The sequence below is a fragment of the Streptomyces sp. NBC_01622 genome, from assembly GCF_045209635.1.
Lineage (GTDB): Bacteria > Actinomycetota > Actinomycetes > Streptomycetales > Streptomycetaceae > Streptomyces.
The window spans coordinates 1,233,338-1,251,092 of the sequence record NZ_CP109293.1 but is presented as its reverse complement, the minus strand read 5'-3'; the positions used below and the strand labels follow the sequence as shown (position 1 = coordinate 1,251,092).

Sequence of the window (17,755 nt, the reverse complement as noted above, 5' to 3'; positions counted from 1 at the left end):
GCTGATGGATCAGTCGGTGGAGTCGAGGAAGGTGCCCACGACCCGGAGGTAGAGCTCTTCCTCCTCGACGTGCGGCATGTGACTGGAGTGGTCGAACATGTGCCAGCGCACGTCGGGGATGTGGTCGGCGAAAGGGCGCAGAGTGTCGGGAGTCGCCTCGTCGTACCGTCCGGACACCAGCAGGGTCGGTGCCTCGACCAGATGCAGCCGGTCGACCACGGACCAGTTCTTCAGTGTTCCCACGACGTGGAACTCGTTCGGCCCGTTCATCGTGTGGTACACGGTCGGATCGGCCGCGATGTTCTCCCAAGTCGCCTGTACCTCGGGCGGGTTGGGGGTCAGTCGGCACACATGGCGCTCGTTGAAGACCTGCTCGGCGGCGAGGTAGTCGGGGTGGTCGGTGGTCCCGGCCGCCTCGTGGGCGAGCAGGGTGCGCTGGACCTCGGGCGGGAGTTGGGCGCGCAGTTCGGCCGCCGCCGCGAGCCACAGCTCCATGGACGCGGGGGAGTTGGCGATGACCAGCCCGCGCAGCCCGGCCGGCCGGCGTACGGCGTGCTCGGCGGCGAGCATGCCGCCCCAGGACTGGCCGAGGAGATGGTAGGCGTCGGCGATGCCCAACTCCTTGAGGAGATTGTCGAGTTCGTCGAGGAAGAGCCGGACGGTCCAGAAGTCGGCGCCCTCGTCGGGCAGATGGGTGGAGAGCCCGGTGCCGAGCTGGTCGTAGTGCACGACGGGGCGTCCCTGCTCGGCGATGCCCGCGATGCTGAGGGTGTAGTTGTGACCGGCACCGGGTCCGCCGTGCAGGACGACCAGGGGTGTCCTGCCGGGCGTGCCGGTGATCCGGTACCAGGTGGAACGGCCGTTGAAGTCGACGGTGCCGGTGTGATTCGGTTCGGGAATCGCCACGCGAGGGCCTCCCAGGCGGGCCGTCCGCCAGGCCGGATTCCGGACCTGGCCTCTGGCTGAAACGAAAAGGATGTGACGGATGGCTGCGATAGTGATTGGGTAAAAGGTCAGCGCACAAGACCTTTTAGCGGGGGCTGGGCAAGACGTAACGGCGAGTTCACGTGGCCCGCCCGCGTTTACAGCAGCGGCATTGAAGGGGGAGGACAGCTGACATCCGTACCTGAGGCATCCGAGGCCGGGGACGAGTTCTCGCGCGTCCTCGACCGTGTCCTCCTCGGCGGCTCCCCGTCCTCGGCACTGGGCCCGGTCCGGGTCGCCTCGGCGGTCGACGAGGTGTCCGACCGGCTGCTCACCGCGATCGCCGTCGGCGACTTCCTGCCGGGCGAACGGCTGCCCGCCGAGCGCGAACTCACCGGTCTGCTCCGGGTCAGCCGCCCCACCGTGCGCGAGGCGGTCGCCCGCCTCCAGGCCGTCGGCGTCGTCGAGATCCGCCGCGGCCGCAACGGCGGCACCTACGTCCGCGACAGCTGGACCGAGTCGACGGCCGCCGCCGTCCGGCACACCCTGCTGCCCCGCTGGGAGGAGTTCGAGCAACTCTTCGACCTGCGCGGTCTGGTCGAGGGCATGGTGGCCGCGACGGCCGCCCGGCGCCGCAGCCCGAAGGACCTCGACCCGATGCGGGACGCCCTGTCCGCCTACCTCTCCGCGAGGACTCCACGCGACGCGCACACCGCGGACAGCGCCTTCCACCAGGCCGTCCGCGCCGCCACGGGCAACCCCCAGATCGTCATGCTCAGCCAGGACCTGCTGGCCCGCATCAGCCTCGGCTTCCCCGTCGAACCCTGGGGCAGAGGGGAACAGGCCCACTTCCACCAGGGAGGCGAGGACCACAAGGCCCTGTACGAGGCCATCGCGGCGGGCGAGCCCGAGCGCGCCGAGGAGGTCGCCCGCGGCCACTTCACGATCAGCGCCGACCTGATCCGTGACGTGCTGGCACGGGTCCGGGCCCGCTAGACGCTCAACTCCCGCACGGCACCCGCGACTTCCGCGACGCCGCCCAGCCGCAGTACGGGTCGCGCGCTCGCGGTGACCGTGGCCGGGCTGCCCAGGGAGTCGCCCATGTCGACGGCGATCTCGGTGGTGCCTCGTTCGGCCAGGTCGGCGGCGAGGCACGCGGTGCTGTTGGCGTTCGCGATGTCCTCCGGGACGCCGATCGACGGCGCGAACATGCGGGCCGCGATCCGACCGGAGGGCTCCGGCACCGAGTAGACGTAGCAGCCGAGCAGCCCGAACCGGTCGCAGGCCGCGCGGAGCCCCTCGAAGTCCGGTGCCAGCGCGGCGAGTTCGGCACGCGAGGGGACCGGGACGAGCAGGCGCGCCCGCCCGACCGAGGCCACGCGGGCGCCTTGAACGAGCGTGTCCGGAGTGATGCCCAATGGGGGCAGGACGCGCGCGCACTCGCCCGGGGTCGGCTCGCGCAGCTCGACGGGACCCGGCTCGAAGACGGCACGGAACCGTGTCCCCTCCCGAACCGCCCGGCCGGCGAAGGAACGCCCCGCCGCATGCAGGGTGCCCCGGTACCCCGCGCCCCGGGCGCGCGCCGCGAGGTACGCCAGGGCGGCGACCGTACCGTGGCCGCACGCGGGCAGTTCGCCCTCGGCGGTGAAGAAGCGGAGCGACACCTCGGACCCGCGCACCGAGACGAAGGCGGCGTGCGAGGTCCCCGCGCGGACCGGCACCCGACGCCGCTCGTCGTCGCTCAACGGCACCTCGTCCAGCACCGCGGTGGGGCTTCCGCCGGCGCCCTCGCGCAGACACGCGCGGACGATCGTGACGGACAGTCGGCTGATCACGGGAGAACCGTACTATGTTCTGTCGCAACATCAGACATTCGGAGCAAATATGCCAAAAACGGATGAGCTGCTTGATGTGACGGAGGCGGTGGCCCCGGCCACCGTCCACCCACCCGAGCGACGGCGCCGACTCCCGCGCAGACCCGCGCCCACGACGGCGGTCGTCACCGTCCTCGGCCTCGCGGTCTGTGCCCTCCTGCTGTCGGGCACACCGTGGTTGAACGGCCCCGCCGTGGCCGCCTGGCGCACCGTCTGCCTGGCCATCACCGTGCAGGCGCTGCCCTTCCTCCTCCTCGGCACCGCCCTGTCCGGGGCGATCAACGCCTTCGTGCCGGCCGACCTGTTCACCAAGGTGCTGCCCAGGCGCGCCGTGCTCGCCGTCCCCGTGGCCGGGCTCGCCGGAGCCGTCCTGCCGGGCTGCGAATGCGCGTCCGTGCCGGTCGCCAACAGCCTGATCCGCCGGGGCGTCACCCCCGCCGCCGCCTTCGCGTTCCTGCTCTCGGCGCCCGCGATCAACCCGATCGTGCTGACCGCCACCGCCGTAGCCTTCCCCGGCAGCCCCGCCATGGTGCTGGCCCGGCTCCTCGCCTCGCTCGCCACCGCCGCCGTCATGGGCTGGCTGTGGCTCTGGCTCGGCCGTGCGGAATGGCTGCGCCCGGTCGTCCGGCACACCGGGCACCAGCACGGACACAGCCGCTTCACCGAGTTCCGGCTCGGCTTCCAGCACGACTTCCTGCACGCCGGAGGCTTCCTCGTGCTGGGCGCCATGGCCGCCGCCACCTTCAACGTGACCGTCCCGCGCTCCGTCCTCGACACCTTCTCCGGCTCACCCTGGCTGTCCGTGCTGTTCCTGGCCGCGCTCGCCGTCGTCCTCGCGGTCTGCTCCGAGGCCGACGCTTTTGTAGCGGCCTCACTCACCGGCTTCTCACCCACAGCCCGGCTGGCTTTCATGGTGGTCGGCCCCATGGTGGACCTCAAGCTGATCGCCCTCCAGGCCGGCACCTTCGGCCGGGCGTTCGCGGTGCGTTTCTCCACCGCGACCACCGTCGTGGCCGTGGCCGCCAGCGTCCTGATCGGAGGCGCCCTGCTGTGAAGCGCACCGCACAGATCCCGCTCCTGATCCTGACCGGCCTGGGCCTGCTGCACACCGCCCTCTTCACCGACCTCTACCTGCGCTATGTCAAGGAGGGCCTGCGCCCGCTGCTGATCATCTCCGGCGTCCTCCTGCTGCTCCTCGGCCTGGCCCACGCGGCGTTCGACCACGACACCGGTGAGCAGGAGGACCACGCCCCCGGCCACGACCACTCCACCGCACCCCGCATCGCCTGGCTCCTCTTCCTCCCCGCGCTCAGCCTCCTCCTCTACGCCCCGCCCGCCCTCGGCGCCTACACGGCCGCGCACGTCGGCAGCGAGACCCTCAAGCAGCAGAAGCGGTTCGCCGCACTGCCCGCGACCTCACCCCTCCCGATGACCCTCACGGACTTCACCACCCGGGTCCAGCAGGACAAGGAACGCGCCATCCAGGGCCGTACCGTCGAGATGACCGGCTTCGTGACACCGGGACAGGGCGGCTGGGACCTGACCCGCATCATCTTCACCTGCTGCGCGGCGGACGCCCAGACGGTAAAGATCCGGATGTACGGCACCCCCGCCCCGCCCGCCAACACCTGGCTGGCCGTCACCGGAACCTGGCACACCCGGGGGGCCCTCGGCACGAAGTCCGCGGCGGCGGCCCTCGACGTCCGCGGCACCCGGCGCATCGCCCAACCCGTCAACGCGTTCACTGACGACCTGCCCCTCACACCCACCCGCTGACGCGAACTGCCGCTGCCGACAGGGGCGTTGGGGCGGCGGACGGCCCACGGCAGGAGTCGCGACGCCCCGGCCTTGGTTAACCTGCACGGGTGACCACCGATCTGACCCTGCTGCCCCGTGTCGCCCACCGCGGACAGGAAGTCACCGCGCCCCGGCTCCGCGGCCTCCTCGCGCTGCTCGCCGGCGATCTGCGCACGGGCTGCAGCACCGAGCGGCTGGTGGCGGGGCTGTGGCCGGACGAGTTGCCGGAACGGCCGGGCAAGGCGGTCCAGGTCCTGGTGTCCCGGGCCCGGGCGCAGCTGGGCGCCGACGTCATCGCCAGCACCTCGACCGGCTACCGGCTCACCCTCGCCGAGGACCAGGTCGACAGCTCCGCCCTGCTGCTGCACGCCACGGTCAGCGCGGACCGGTCCAGGGCCGGGGACCACACGGGAGCGCTGGCCGCGGCCGAGGCCGGGCTCGCCCTGTGGGAGGGCACTCCCGACGGGGACCCCGACAGCGCCGACCCGTTGGCCGCACTGCGCGCCGAGCGCGCCCCCGTCCACGCCAGGCTCGTCCGCGCGCGGGCACTCGCCCTCGCCCGCCTTGGACGGCACGCGGAGGCGGCCGGCCCGCTCGCCGCGGCCGCCGCGGAACATCCGCATGACGAGGAGGTGCTCGCCGAACTGCTGCGCGGTGAGGCCGCGTCGGCGGGGCCGTCCGCCGCGCTGATGCGCTACGAGGCGTACCGCAGGGAACTCCGCGACGACCTCGGCACGGACCCCGGCGCCGGACTCAAGGCCGTGCACAAGGAGTTGCTGCGCGGCGAGGCACCGGTGGTCAGACACGGCGTGCCGCACGAACCGAACCCGCTGCTGGGCCGGGACGAGGACATCGCGGCGGTCGAGCGGTCGCTGCGCAGCTCCCGCGCCGTCACCGTCGTCGGCCCCGGCGGTCTCGGCAAGACCCGGCTCGCGCACGCCGTCAGCCGCCGGGCCGAACAGCGCGTCGTGTACTTCGTGCCGCTCGCCGGTGTCACGGCCGACGCGGACGTGGCCGCCGAGGTGGCCTCCGCGCTCGGCGCGGGCGGCATGAGCGGGCCCGCCGCCGGCGATCCGGTGGCCGGCATCCTCGGCGTCCTCGGCACCGGGCCCGCGCTGCTGGTCCTCGACAACTGTGAGCAGATCGTCCGGGGCGCGTCCGGCCTCGTCCAGGCCCTCGTCTCGTCCTCGAAGGACCTGCGGGTCCTCGCCACCAGCCGCGCCCCGCTGGGCCTGACGTCGGAGGCGGTGTACGCGCTCCCGGAGCTGGGCCTCGGCACCTCCGCCGAACTGTTCACCCAGCGGGCGCGCGCCGCCCGGCCCGGCGTCGAACTGCCGTCGGCGGCGGTGACCGAGCTGTGCCGCCATCTCGACGGGCTGCCGCTGGCCGTGGAGCTGGCCGCGGCACGGGTGCGGGTCCTCTCGGTGCCGGACATCGCCCGGCGCCTCGGCGACCGGTTCGCCCTGCTGCGCGGCGGCGCACGGGACGCACCCGAGCGGCACCGCACGCTGCACGCGGTCGTGGAGTGGAGCTGGAACCTCCTCGCGGAGGACGCCCGGGCCGCACTGCGCACCCTCTCCGTCTTCCCCGGCGGCTTCCTCGCCGAGGCGGCGGAACAAGTCCTCGGTGAGGACCCCCTGTTCCTCCTGGAGCAACTGGCCGACCAGTCCCTGCTCACCGTCGCCGACACCCCGGCAGGCGTACGGTTCCGGATGCTGGAGACCGTACGGGAGTTCAGCGCGGCCCGGCGCACCGAGGCGGGTGAGGACGAGGCGGCCGTAGACCAATTCCTGCTCTGGGCACGGGACTTCGGGGTCGCGTACCACGACTGGTTCTTCGGCTCGGAGCCGCGGGCCGCCTGGGAGCGGATCAGGGGCGAGCAGGACAACCTCGTGCTGGCCCTGCGGTACGCCCTGGCCCGTACGGACTGTCCCACCATCGCCGCGCTCACCGCGGTCCTCGCCGCCCTGTGGTCGACCGGTTCCAGCTACCCCCGACTCACCGCGCTCGCCGCGGACACCGGGCCGCCGTTGTCGCACTACTATCCCGAGCCCGAGTACGTCGAAGTCGCCCGCGCCGCCGCGGTGTTGTGCACGGCGAGCCTGTTCATGGGCTTCGGCCCGCAGGTCGTACGCCAGCTCGTCACTCTCCGGCGGCTGCCCCCGGCACCGCCGGACACCCTGCTGCGCGCCATCTCTGCCGTGCTGGGCGCGGTCCCCGAGATGCTGCCCCCGGACTACGACGTGCTGCGCGAACTCTGCGACAGCGAGCGGCCGTTGCTCGCCGGCATCGCCGAGTGCGTCGCCACCTATGTGTGGGAGTACGAGCACGACATCGACCGCTCGCTCGCCTCCGCCCGTCGCAGCATCGCGGCACTGGCGCCGGTCGACCACCCTTTCCTCCAGGTCCTCGGGCACGCCCGGCTGAGCGAGCTGTGCCTGCAGACGGAGCAGGGCGAGGCCGCGTACGGAAGTCTCAGGGCGGCGCTCGCCGCGCTGCCGCGCCTCGGTGACGAGCACGACTCCATCGGCGTCCGCTGGGGCCTCGTCCTCGCCTGTCTGCAGCGCGGCGAACCCGACGAGGCCGAGTACTGGCTGCGGCAGGCGGAGGAGCGCAACCCCGCCCACAAGGACGACGTCTACAGCCCCGACTTCGGCGGCCGTGCCGAGATCGCGCTGGCGCGCGGCCTGACGGAGGTCGGGCTCGGCCTGTGGCGCCGCAACGTGGAGGCGATTCCCGAGGCCGGCTCGACGCAGAGCGACGATCCCTTCTTCGACCGGTGGCTGCTGCAGGTCCAGTCGGCGGCGGTGACGGCACACGCGCACGCCGACCGGCTCGGGCTCGTCACGGACGTGGTCGACCGGCTGCGGCAGCGGCTGCGCACCCTGCTCGCAGGCCCGGCCCGCTCGCCCATGGAACTCCCCGTGTTCGGGACGGGGTTGCACGCCCTCGGCATGGCGGGGATCGTCTCCGGCGACGCCTCCGCCGTACGGATGATCGCGCTCGCAGAACGGCTGCGGGTGCTGCGCGACTTCCAGCCCACCATGTCGGCGGACCGCGCCCGGCGGGCGGCCCAGGACGCCGACCGGGCGGCGTACGCCGACGCGGTGTCGGAGTACGCCGCCCTGGAGCGGGACGAGCTGCGGGAGGTGGCCCGCGCCGCCATGTCGGTTACTTCGGGTCGCGGTTGAACTGTGCCGTCGACCAGCGGTAGCCGAGCACGGTGAGCCCGACGCACCAGGCGAGCGCGATCCACCCGTTGTTGCCGATCCCGGTGCCCAGCAGCAGGCCGCGCAGGGTCTCGATGGCCGGCGTGAAGGGCTGGTACTCGGCGATCGGCTGGAACCAGCCCGGCATCGTGTCGGCCGGAGTGAAGGCGCTGGAGATGAGCGGGAGGAGGATCAGCGGTGTCGCCATGTTGCTGGCCGCCTCGGGGTTGGGGCTGGCCATGCCCATCCCGACCGCGATCCAGGTGAGCGCCAGGGCGAACAGCGTGAGCAGCCCGAAGGCCGCCAGCCACTCCAGGACCGTGGCGTCCGTGGACCGGAAGCCGATGGCCACGGCGACGGCACCGACGAGGACCAGACTGGCGAGCACCTGCAGCACACTGCCGGCGACGTGCCCGATGAGTACGGAGCCGCGGTAGACCGCCATCGTGCGGAAGCGGGCCATGAGCCCCTCGTTCATGTCCATGGAGACGGAGATCGCGGCTCCGATCACGGTGCTGCCGATGGTCATCACCAGGAGGCCCGGGACGAGATAGGCGATGTAGTCGGAGCGGTCGGCGCCGCCGCCACCGATGCCCGCGCTCATCACGCCGCCGAAGACGTAGACGAAGAGCAGCAGCAGCATGATCGGAGTGAGCAGCAGGTTCAGGGTCATCGACGGGTAGCGCCGTACGTGCAGCAGGTTGCGGCGCAGCATCGTGGACGAGTCGCGGACGGCGAGGGCGAGGGTGCTCATCGGGCGTTCTCCTTGGCCTGGTGGGGGACCTTGCTGTCGCCGGTGAGGGCGAAGAACACGTCGTCGAGGTCGGGGGTGTGCACGGTCAGCTCGTCGGCCTCGATGCCGGAGGCGTCCAACCAGTCGAGGACGGCCCGCAGTTCGCGCTGGCTGCCGTCGCTGGGAATCTGAAGTGACAGCGCCTCGTCGTCGCGGGTGACCTCGCGCAGGGCGGTGGCCGCGGACTGGTAGGCGGCCGGGTCGGTGAAGCGGAGCCGGACGTGTCCGCCTGGGACGAGCCGCTTGAGTTCCTCGGCGCTGCCCTCGGCGGCGATCCTGCCGTCGTTCAACACCGCGATGCGGTCGGCTAGTTCGTCGGCCTCGTCCAGGTACTGGGTGGTGAGGAAGACGGTGACGCCGTCGGAGACCAGCTCGCGGATGATGCCCCACATGGTGTGCCGGGAGCGCGGGTCGAGGCCGGTGGTCGGCTCGTCGAGGAAGATGATCCGCGGGCTGCCGACCAGCGTCATGGCGATGTCGAGGCGGCGCTTCATACCGCCGGAGTAGGTGGAGGCGGGCTTCTTCGCGGCCTCGGTGAGGTCGAAGCGGGCGAGGAGTTCGGCGGCCACCCGGCGTCCCTCCTTCCTCGGCAGGTGGTGCAGATCGGCCATGAGGAGCATGTTCTCCTCGCCGGTGATCAGCCCGTCGACGGCGGAGAACTGCCCGGTGACGCCGATCGCAGCCCGTACGGCCTGCGGGTCCACGGCCAAGTCGTGGCCGCCGACGCGCAGTTCGCCGGCGTCGGCGGCGATGAGGGTGGAGAGGATCTTGACGGCGGTGGTCTTGCCGGCGCCGTTCGGGCCGAGCAGGGCGAACACCGTGCCGGCCGGTACCGCCAGGTCGATGCCGTCGAGGACCGTCTTGTCCCCGTAGGCCTTGCGCAGCCCCTTGGCCGCGATGCCGAGTGAGTGCGAGGTCGTTGAAGTCATGCCGCAGAGCGTGCGGCAGGCCGCATTCAGCGCGGTTTCACGACGGTTTCAGTGCCCCCGGAGCCGGTCGCCCGGGCCCACCGGCCGGTCTCTCCCATAGGGTTCATGTCCCGATCTCCTGCCACATCCGAGAGTTACCCGTTCATTGGGGCACATGCGGTGTGAAGACGGGGTCGGTCCGGAAATCATCTTGTCATGAACCTGCGATCCGACGGGCGGATCGCGGTCTCATGGAGGTGTTGGATGCACCGCAGACTCGCCACCGGTCTCGCCGCCTCGACTCTGGCCCTGGTCGCCGTCGTGGCGACCGCGACAGCCGCCACCGCCGTACCCGCCGACAAGCCCCAGGTCCTCGCCGGCTGGACCCAGACCGGCGCGTCGAGCTACCACCTCTGGGCCGCCGCCCGCGCCAACCAAACCGCCTGGTCCGCCTACGAGTTCGACTGGTCCACCGACTACTGCTCCGACTCGCCCGACAACCCCTTCGGCTTCCCCTTCGCCACGTCCTGCGCCCGCCACGACTTCGGCTACCGCAACTACAAGGCCGCCGGCGCCTTCGACGCCAACAAGCCACGGCTCGACAGCGCCTTCTACGAGGACCTCAAACGCGTCTGCGCCGCCTACGGCGGAGCCACCGCGACCGCCTGCAACAGCACGGCGTGGACGTACTACCAGGCCGTGAAGGTCTTCGGCTGACGCATCGTCAACTGGCCGGTCAGTGCGGGACGTCGACATCCGGCGTCCTGCAACTCCGGCTCCGGCGAAGCGGGTTCACACTGAGATGACCCGAACCCCCGCCTCCTCGAACCGCCTTGCCATGTCACGCTCCACCGCCGAGTCCGTCACCAGCGTGTCCACCGACTCGGCCGAACAGATCCGGGCGAACGCCCGCTGCCCGAGCTTGCTGGAGTCGGCCGCGACGACGACACGCTCGGCGCGCTCGCACAGCAGCCGGTTGATCGCGGCCTCCGCCTCGTCGTGGGCCGCCGCACCGTGCGTCACGTCGAAGGCCACCACACCGAGCACCGCCACATCGACGGTGATCTGCGAGAGCACCCCGTCCGCGAGCGGCCCGACGAGTTCGTACGACTGCGGGCGCGCGACCCCACCGGTCAGCACGATCTTGAACTGGGGCCTTACGGCGAGCTCGTTGGCGATGTTGAGCGCGTTCGTCACGATGGTCAGCGCCGGCGATCCGGAGGCCCCGGTGCCTCCGGAGCCGAGGTCGCCGCGCACGGCCAGGGCGCGGGCCACCTCCGTGGTCGTCGTGCCGCCGGTCAGGCCCACCGCCTCGCCCGGCGCGACGAGGTCCGCGACCGCCTTGGCGATGCGCTGCTTCTCGGAGGCGTGCCGGGCGGTCTTGTAGCGCAACGGCAGTTCGTACGACACCCCGTGCACCACGGCGCCGCCCCGGGTGCGCACCAGCATCTGCTGCTCGGCGAGCTGGTCGAAGTCGCGGCGGATCGTGGCGGCCGACACCGCGAGGTCGGCGGCCGCCTCCTCGACGTCGAGCCGCCCGCGCTCGACGAGCAGCTCCAGCAGCGCCTTCCAGCGGGCGTCGCGCGACATCCGCACTCTCCGTTCCTCGATTCTCCGGCGACCCTAGCGCACACCACCCGCGCTCGATTGCTTGATTGTGCTCGAAAGTTCGCTATATCTTGCAGAAACGAGCATCACCGGGGAGGGGAACGGCATGACCTATGTCGAGGACGAGCTGAGGAGCCAGCCCGAGTGCTGGATACGCGCCGCGTCGGAGGCGCCGGGCTACCGGGACGTGCTGCCGGCGCCGGGGGAGCGGGTCGCGATCGTCGGCTGCGGCACCTCGTACTTCATGGCCCAGGCCGTCGCCGCACTGCGCGAGGGGACGGGCCAGGGCGAGACCGACGCCTTCGCCGCCTCCGAGTTCCCGCACGGCCGCCCGTACGACCGGGTCCTCGCCCTCACCCGCTCCGGCACCACCACCGAAGTGCTGGAACTCCTCGGGCAGTTGAAGGGCGGCACCCGCACCACCGCGATCACCGCCGACCCGCACACCCCCGTCATGACGGCCGCCGACGAGACCGTCGTGCTCGACTTCGCCGACGAACGCTCCGTCGTGCAGACCCGGTTCGCGACCACCGCGGTCACCCTGCTCCGCGCCCACCTGGGCCTGCACACCGACACCGCCGTCGCCGACGCCCGCACCGCGCTCGCCGCCGAACTGCCCCAACAGCTCGTCGCCTGCACCCAGTTCACCTTCCTCGGCCGCGGCTGGACCGTCGGACTCGCCAACGAGGCCGGGCTGAAGATGCGCGAGGCCTCCCTGTCCTGGACCGAGGCCTACCCGGCGATGGAGTACCGACACGGCCCGATCAGCATCACCACCCACGGCACCGCCACCTGGATGCTCGGCGAGGCACCCGAGGGACTCGCCCAACAGGTGCGCGCCACCGGCGGGTTGTGGATCGAGGGCGGCCTCGACCCGCTCGCCGAACTCGTCCGCGCCCAGCGCCTCGCAGTCGCCGTCGCCGCACACCGCGACCTCGACCCCGACCGCCCGCGCCACCTCACCCGCTCGGTGATCCTCGCCCCCTGAAAGGAACAGGAGAGGCCGTGCCCCTCGTCACCACCGGCGAACTCGTCACCCGCGCCGCCGAGTCCCGCTCCGCCGTGGCCGCCTTCAACATCATCACGCTGGAACACATCGAGGCCGTCGTCGCCGGCGCCGAGTCCGCCGAGACGCCCGTCGTCCTCCAAGTCAGCGAGAACGCCGTCAGGTTCCGCTACGGCCGCCTCCTCCCGCTCGCCCGCGCGGCCGTCGCCGCCGCCGAACGGGCCGCAGTACCCGTCGCGTTGCACCTCGACCACGTCCAGAGCGACGACCTGCTCCGACAGGCACCCGGCGCCGGATTCAGCTCCGTCATGTACGACGCGGCCCGTCTGCCCTACGCCGACAACCTCACCGCGACCCGCGCCGCCGCCGACTGGGCACACGCCCAAGGACTCTGGATCGAGGCCGAGTTGGGAGAGGTCGGCGGCAAGAACGGTGAGCCGCCGCTCGACGCCCACGCACCAGGCGCCCGCACCGACCCCGCCCAGGCCCGCGCCTTCGTCACCGACTCCGGCGTCGACGCCCTCGCCGTCGCCATCGGCAGCTCCCACGCCATGACCACCCGTACGGCCACCCTCGACCACGACCTCCTCAAGCGACTCGGCGCCGCCCTGGACGTCCCCCTCGTCCTGCACGGCTCCTCGGGAGTCCCCGACGACGAGCTGATCGCTGCCGTCGCCGGCGGCATCACCAAGGTCAACGTGGGCACGGCCCTCAACCTCGCGATGACCGGCGCGATCCGCGCCTTCCTCGCCGAGCATCCCGATGCAGTCGACTCCCGCAAGTACCTGAGCGCGGGGAGGGAGGCGATGGCCGGGGCGGTGGCCCGCATCATCGGCGTGCTCGCCGCACCCGGCCCGGCTACCGCTTGACGGCCTTCAGCACCACGAACTTCGGGTCGCCGGCGACGAGTTGACTGTTGCCGAACAACCGCTTCAACTTCACGTGATAGGCGAGATGCCGGTTGCCGACCACCCACAGCTCGCCGCCCTGCCGCAGCGCCCGCCGCGCGTCGGAGAACATCCGCCACGCCGTCGCGTCGGTCGTCGCCTGGTGCGAATGGAACGGCGGATTGTTCAGCACGAGGTCCACACTCTCGGCCGGGACCCCGGTCAGCCCGTCCCCGACCCTGAACTCGGCATGCCCCGGCGCCCCGTTGGCTTTGTACGTGGCCTCCGCGGACGCCACCGCCTGGAACGACTCGTCCACGAACAGGACTTCGGCCTCCGGATCGTCCAGCGACACCGCCGTGCCGACGACACCGTTGCCGCACCCCAGGTCAACGACCCGGCGAGGACCGCGACTTGAGGGCAGGTGCTGGAGGAAGAAGCGAGTGCCGATGTCGAGGCGCTCGGCGCAGAACACGCCCGCGTGGTTGACCACGGTCCGCCCCGACACCGTGCCGATGCCGTCGGGCAGGGCGTAGCTGTGCGGCCAGGGGTTGGCGGCACGCGCCCCCGACGACCGGGGCGAGCAGTGGATCAGCCGGGCCTTCTTCTCGGCCAGCGAGGTCCGGGTCGGGCCGAGGATCCGCTCGAACAGCTTCAGCGTCGAGGTGTGGATCTCCTTCACCATGCCGGTGCCCACGACCACCGTGCCGGCGTGCACCGCGGGCGCCAGCCGCAGCAACTGGTCCTCCAGCAGCGCGAGACTCTTGGGCACTCGTACCAGCAGCACGTCGACGCGCTCGGGCGGCGGGTCCTGGGTGGTGAGCAGCCGTACGGAATCCGGGGCGACCTCGTTGCGGGCGAGGTTCGCCTTCGTCGCCTCCTGGGTGAGGAACGAGTCCGTGATCTGCACCGGACCGTGCTGCGCGAGCACCGTGGCCAGGGCGCCCCAGCGGTCGCCCACGATCACGACCGTGCCGGACAGCGGGGTGTCCTGTGCCGCGAGATGTCGCAGCAGGTACTCGTCGGAGGCGTCCCAGGCGCGCAGCCGGTCGCGCGGGTCCTCGGGGAAGCGGGCCAGGGCGCGGTCGCCCCACGGAGTCGTCATGCGGTCGATATGGTCGTCCATCGTGCGCCAAGGCTAACCGAGTACCAGCTCACGGCCGGTCGGGGCAGGATGGAGCGCATGGATTCCGAGCTGTTTCCCCGGGCTCGCACGGAGATCGCGCCGGGCGCGGTGCACGTGCCGGACTGGCTCGACCCGGCCCGCCAGCGCGACCTCCTGACGGCCTGCCGCGAGTGGGCCCGGCCCCCCGCCGGCCTGCGCACGGTCCGCACCCCGGGCGGCGGCACGATGACCGCCCGGCAGGTCTGCCTGGGCTGGCACTGGTACCCGTACGCCTACTCCCGCACGGCGACCGACGGCGACGGCACCCCCGTGAAGCCGTTCCCGCCCTGGCTCGACGAACTGGGGCGGCGCGCGGTCGCCGACACACTGGGGGCGCCGACGGCGTCGTACGACATCGCCCTGATCAATTTCTACGACGGCGACGCCCGCATGGGCATGCACCGCGACAGCGACGAGAAATCCGACGCACCGGTCGTCTCCCTCAGCCTCGGCGACACCTGCGTCTTCCGCCTCGGCAACACCGAGACCCGCACGAAGCCTTACACGGACGTGGAGTTGAGGAGCGGGGACCTGTTCGTGTTCGGTGGCCCGTCGAGGCTGGCGTATCACGGGGTGCCGAGGGTGTACGAGGGCACGGCGCCGGATGAGTTGGGCCTGAGGGGGAGACTGAACGTGACGTTGAGGGTCAGTGGCTTCTAATCGCGCGGTGCTCTTCAGGGGCGCGGGGCTGTATCGATATGCGGCTCCGCCGCGTGGGCGCGACCAGCCCCCACCGGCCGTAACTGTGAACACGACCCCGAACGGCTCTCTACGGATCATGGGAGACTCCCCCTCATGAGCGGCGAAGGGACAACCTCAAGAGCGCGGCTGGACCGAGGACGCGGAGCCCTCGGCCCCGCACTGGAGCTCGTGCACACCGGCCGCGCCCCCACCCGCGCCGTACTCACCGCCGAACTCGGCGTGACCCGCGCGACGGCCGGCGCGGTGGCCGCAGAGCTGGAGGCACTGGGCCTGATCAGGGTCGACGCGAGGCCCGGCGCGGCGGCAGGCTCGCAGGGCCGCCCCTCGCACCGCCTCGCGCTCGCCGAGGACGGCCCCGTCGTCCTCGCCGCCCAGGTGCACGCCGACGGCTTCCGCGCCGCGCTGGTCGGTCTCGGCGGCCAGATCGTGGCGACAGCCCCGGGCTGCGAGGCCGTCGACGCCGACCCGGCGAAGGTGCTCGGCTCGGTGGTCGAGGCCGGTGCGGATCTGCTGCGCGAGACGGGCCGGCGCTGTGTGGGCGCCGGACTCGCCGTGCCGTCCGCCGTCGCCGAGCCCGACGGACTGGCGCTCAACCCGCTGCACCTGGCCTGGCCCGCTGGCGCCCCGGTGCGGCGGATCTTCGCCGAGTGCGTGCGCGCGGCCGGCCTCACCGGACCGGCGTTCGCGGGCAACGACGTCAACCTCGCCGCGCTCGCCGAACACCGGCACGGCGCGGGCCGGGGCGCCCGCGACCTGCTGTGCGTGGCGACCGGGCACCGGGGTGTGGGCGGTGCGCTGGTCCTCGACGGGCGTCTGCACACGGGGAGCTCGGGGCTCGCGCTCGAAGTCGGACACCTCACCGTCAACCCCGAGGGCCGCCCCTGTTACTGCGGCAGCCGCGGCTGTCTCGACGTCGAGGCCGACCCGCTCGCCTTCCTCACGGCCGCCGGCCGGGACCCCGGCCCCGAGGTGTCCCTGCTCCAGCAGTCCAACGACCTGATCCGCCACCATTACGACGACCCGTCCGTCCGGAAGGCCGCCGAGACCCTGATCGACCGGCTGGGGCTGGGGCTCGCCGGGCTGGTGAACATCCTCAATCCCGACCGGATCATCCTCGGCGGACTGCACCGCACCCTCCTCGACGCCGACCCGGACCGGTTGCGCGCGGTCGTCGCAGACCGCAGCCTGTGGGGGCAGAGCGGGGGCGTGCCGATCCTCGCCTGCACCCTCGACCACAACAGCCTGGTCGGCGCCGCCGAGTTGGCGTGGCAGCCCGTGCTCGACGACCCGCTGGCGGCTCTTTCCTGACCGCGCGGACGGTACGTGACGGAAGGAATTGACGAGCCCGTTGGGAGCCGGGGCAGAGTAGGTCTATCGTCGGAAACCTAAGGCCAGAGGATGGAGGGCGGCCGGTGATGCCGCAGGATGAGCCCGTGATCGGATGCACGGGGCAGGTGATCATCGGAACCCGCGGAAGCGCGGGCCCCGGCGAGATCCTGGTGCGCGTCCGCGGCGGCTCCGAGACCTTCCTCGCCTGGTCTGACGATCCTCTGCCCACGGGGGCGACCGTGCTCGTGATCGAGTCGCGTGGGGGTCGTGAGGTCCACGTCATCGAATGGGTGGATCCATTGGACGCGCTGGGCGGGGACCCCGCCGGCGCAGAGTGAGGAGTACCAATGTTCGGTTACCGCGTTCCCGCTCCCGATGAGGCGATGCTGATCTCGGGTGGCAGGCGGGGACTGGGGGGCGCGCCGTTCCGAGTAGTGACGGGGCACGGAAAGTTCGTGCTCCCGGTTTTCCGCAAGACCCGTTTCCTCACCCTGGCGATGTGCGAGGCAGAGGTCACCGAGACCTGCGTGACCCGGCAGGGCATCGCCCTGAACGTCCGCGCCGTCATCGCTTTCAAGGTTGGCAACGACACCGAGAGCATCATAAACGCGGGCCAGCGCTTCCTGTCCGACCAGGACCAGATGTCGGTCCTGACCGGCCGCATCTTCGCCGGTCACCTGCGGTCCATCATCGGCTCGATGACCGTCGAGGAGATCGTCACCGAGCGGCAGAAGCTCGCCGCCGAGGTCCTGGACACCTCGAAGATCGAGATGGCCAAGATCGGCCTGATCGTGGACTCGCTGCAGATCCAGTCGATCGACGACGGCGACACCGGCTACATCGAGGCCATGTCCGCCCCGCACAAGGCGGCCATCCAGCGCCAGGCCCAGATCGCCCAGGCACAGGCCACCCAGGCCTCGGCCGAGGCGCAGCAGGTCGCGGCCCGCAACCAGGCCGAGTACGCCCGGCAGACCGCCGTCGTCAAGGCCGAGTACTCCGCCGAGGTGGACCGCGCCCAGGCGCAGGCCGCACAGGCCGGACCGCTGGCGCAGGCCCACGCCCAGCAGGAAGTGCTCGCCGCGCAGACCGAACTGGCCCAGCGCCAGGCCGAGTTGCGCCAGCAGCAGCTCGTCGCCGAGATCGTCAAGCCGGCCGAGGCCGAGGCCCAGCGGATCAAGCTGCTCGCCATCGCGGAGGCCGACCGTATGAAGATCCAGGCCGAGGCGGCGGCCTCCTACGACCGGGTCGCGCTCGACCGCATGCTGATCGACCAGCTCCCGCAGATCGTGAAGGAAGCGGCGGGCGGCCTCGCCGGCGCCAACGTCAACGTCCTCAACGGCGCGGACGGCCTCGGCGAGATCGCGGCCGGCCTGGTCTCGCAGGGCCTCACGATCCTCGACTCGGTCCGGGGCAACCTGGGCAACGCGGACAACGACGGCCGACGCCCCGGCGACGACGTCAAGAACCTGCTCCAACTCCCGGCGAAGAAGGACGGCAAGAAGGACGACAAGAAGGACGACGGTCCGGTGGACCTCGACTAGCAGAGGCGCGAG

General features: G+C 71.8%; 17 protein-coding genes. 11 read left to right on the top strand and 6 right to left on the bottom strand.

Features of this window, described 5'->3' with window-relative positions; translation table 11 throughout:
- Nucleotides 1-9: 9 nt before the first annotated feature.
- Nucleotides 10-906 (bottom strand): proline iminopeptidase-family hydrolase, encoded by an 897-nt coding sequence (locus OH768_RS05750; protein WP_406450690.1) that lies wholly within the window; start codon nucleotides 904-906, stop codon nucleotides 10-12.
- A 333-nt stretch (nucleotides 907-1,239) separates the two neighbouring features.
- Here OH768_RS05750 and OH768_RS05745 point away from each other — a divergent pair, with 333 nt between their 5' ends.
- A complete protein-coding gene (locus OH768_RS05745) occupies nucleotides 1,240-1,920 on the top strand; it encodes a FadR/GntR family transcriptional regulator (protein WP_406450688.1) in 681 nt (226 codons plus the stop codon).
- Here the strand turns inward: OH768_RS05745 and OH768_RS05740 are convergent.
- Nucleotides 1,917-2,759, bottom strand: coding sequence for a PhzF family phenazine biosynthesis protein (locus OH768_RS05740; RefSeq protein ID WP_406450686.1), 843 nt, complete (start codon nucleotides 2,757-2,759; stop codon nucleotides 1,917-1,919). The two genes, OH768_RS05745 and OH768_RS05740, sit on opposite strands and share 4 nt — an antisense overlap.
- A gap of 49 nt (nucleotides 2,760-2,808) precedes the next feature.
- Here OH768_RS05740 and OH768_RS05735 point away from each other — a divergent pair, with 49 nt between their 5' ends.
- From OH768_RS05735 to OH768_RS05725, 3 genes are all read left to right on the top strand, one after another.
- Nucleotides 2,809-3,852 carry a permease gene (locus OH768_RS05735; RefSeq protein WP_406450684.1) on the top strand — a complete coding sequence of 348 codons (1,044 nt, stop codon included), beginning with the start codon at nucleotides 2,809-2,811 and terminating at the stop codon, nucleotides 3,850-3,852.
- Complete coding sequence (locus OH768_RS05730; RefSeq protein ID WP_406450682.1) at nucleotides 3,849-4,574, top strand: TIGR03943 family putative permease subunit; 726 nt, start codon at nucleotides 3,849-3,851, stop codon at nucleotides 4,572-4,574. Before OH768_RS05735 ends, OH768_RS05730 begins: the two co-directional genes overlap by 4 nt.
- A gap of 89 nt (nucleotides 4,575-4,663) precedes the next feature.
- Nucleotides 4,664-7,786 carry an ATP-binding protein gene (locus tag OH768_RS05725; protein WP_406450680.1) on the top strand — a complete coding sequence of 1,041 codons (3,123 nt, stop codon included), beginning with the start codon at nucleotides 4,664-4,666 and terminating at the stop codon, nucleotides 7,784-7,786.
- Here the strand turns inward: OH768_RS05725 and OH768_RS05720 are convergent.
- Nucleotides 7,767-8,558, bottom strand: coding sequence for an ABC transporter permease (locus OH768_RS05720; protein WP_406450678.1), 792 nt, complete (start codon nucleotides 8,556-8,558; stop codon nucleotides 7,767-7,769). The two genes, OH768_RS05725 and OH768_RS05720, sit on opposite strands and share 20 nt — an antisense overlap.
- Nucleotides 8,555-9,526: an ATP-binding cassette domain-containing protein gene (locus OH768_RS05715; RefSeq protein WP_406450676.1), complete on the bottom strand. Its 972-nt coding sequence runs from the start codon at nucleotides 9,524-9,526 to the stop codon at nucleotides 8,555-8,557. The genes OH768_RS05720 and OH768_RS05715 overlap by 4 nt, the downstream gene beginning before the upstream one ends.
- A gap of 243 nt (nucleotides 9,527-9,769) precedes the next feature.
- Here OH768_RS05715 and OH768_RS05710 point away from each other — a divergent pair, with 243 nt between their 5' ends.
- The gene (locus tag OH768_RS05710; protein WP_406450674.1) at nucleotides 9,770-10,222 is read left to right on the top strand and encodes a phospholipase; all 453 of its coding nucleotides are present in this window, start codon (nucleotides 9,770-9,772) and stop codon (nucleotides 10,220-10,222) included.
- A 75-nt stretch (nucleotides 10,223-10,297) separates the two neighbouring features.
- On the opposite strand, the gene OH768_RS05705 is transcribed toward OH768_RS05710, so the two are convergent.
- The gene (locus OH768_RS05705; protein ID WP_406450672.1) at nucleotides 10,298-11,095 is read right to left on the bottom strand and encodes a DeoR/GlpR family DNA-binding transcription regulator; all 798 of its coding nucleotides are present in this window, start codon (nucleotides 11,093-11,095) and stop codon (nucleotides 10,298-10,300) included.
- 124 nt (nucleotides 11,096-11,219) lie between these two features.
- Here OH768_RS05705 and OH768_RS05700 point away from each other — a divergent pair, with 124 nt between their 5' ends.
- Together OH768_RS05700 and OH768_RS05695 are read left to right on the top strand one after the other, a co-directional pair.
- Nucleotides 11,220-12,101: an SIS domain-containing protein gene (locus OH768_RS05700; RefSeq protein ID WP_406450670.1), complete on the top strand. Its 882-nt coding sequence runs from the start codon at nucleotides 11,220-11,222 to the stop codon at nucleotides 12,099-12,101.
- A gap of 17 nt (nucleotides 12,102-12,118) precedes the next feature.
- Nucleotides 12,119-12,988, top strand: coding sequence for a ketose-bisphosphate aldolase (locus tag OH768_RS05695; RefSeq protein ID WP_406450668.1), 870 nt, complete (start codon nucleotides 12,119-12,121; stop codon nucleotides 12,986-12,988).
- Here the strand turns inward: OH768_RS05695 and OH768_RS05690 are convergent.
- Nucleotides 12,978-14,111: a methyltransferase gene (locus OH768_RS05690; protein WP_406465149.1), complete on the bottom strand. Its 1,134-nt coding sequence runs from the start codon at nucleotides 14,109-14,111 to the stop codon at nucleotides 12,978-12,980. The two genes, OH768_RS05695 and OH768_RS05690, sit on opposite strands and share 11 nt — an antisense overlap.
- Nucleotides 14,112-14,189: 78 nt before the next feature.
- Here OH768_RS05690 and OH768_RS05685 point away from each other — a divergent pair, with 78 nt between their 5' ends.
- From OH768_RS05685 to OH768_RS05670, 4 genes are all read left to right on the top strand, one after another.
- A complete protein-coding gene (locus OH768_RS05685; protein ID WP_406450666.1) occupies nucleotides 14,190-14,831 on the top strand; it encodes an alpha-ketoglutarate-dependent dioxygenase AlkB family protein in 642 nt (213 codons plus the stop codon).
- 135 nt (nucleotides 14,832-14,966) lie between these two features.
- Entirely contained in the window at nucleotides 14,967-16,181 is a 1,215-nt protein-coding gene (locus OH768_RS05680; protein ID WP_406450664.1) for an ROK family protein, read from the top strand.
- Nucleotides 16,182-16,288: 107 nt separating this feature from the next.
- Nucleotides 16,289-16,540 (top strand): hypothetical protein, encoded by a 252-nt coding sequence (locus OH768_RS05675; protein WP_406450662.1) that lies wholly within the window; start codon nucleotides 16,289-16,291, stop codon nucleotides 16,538-16,540.
- 9 nt (nucleotides 16,541-16,549) lie between these two features.
- On the top strand, nucleotides 16,550-17,743 hold the full coding sequence (locus OH768_RS05670; RefSeq protein ID WP_406450660.1) for an SPFH domain-containing protein: 1,194 nt from the start codon (nucleotides 16,550-16,552) through the stop codon (nucleotides 17,741-17,743).
- The last annotated feature ends 12 nt before the right edge of the window (nucleotides 17,744-17,755 follow it).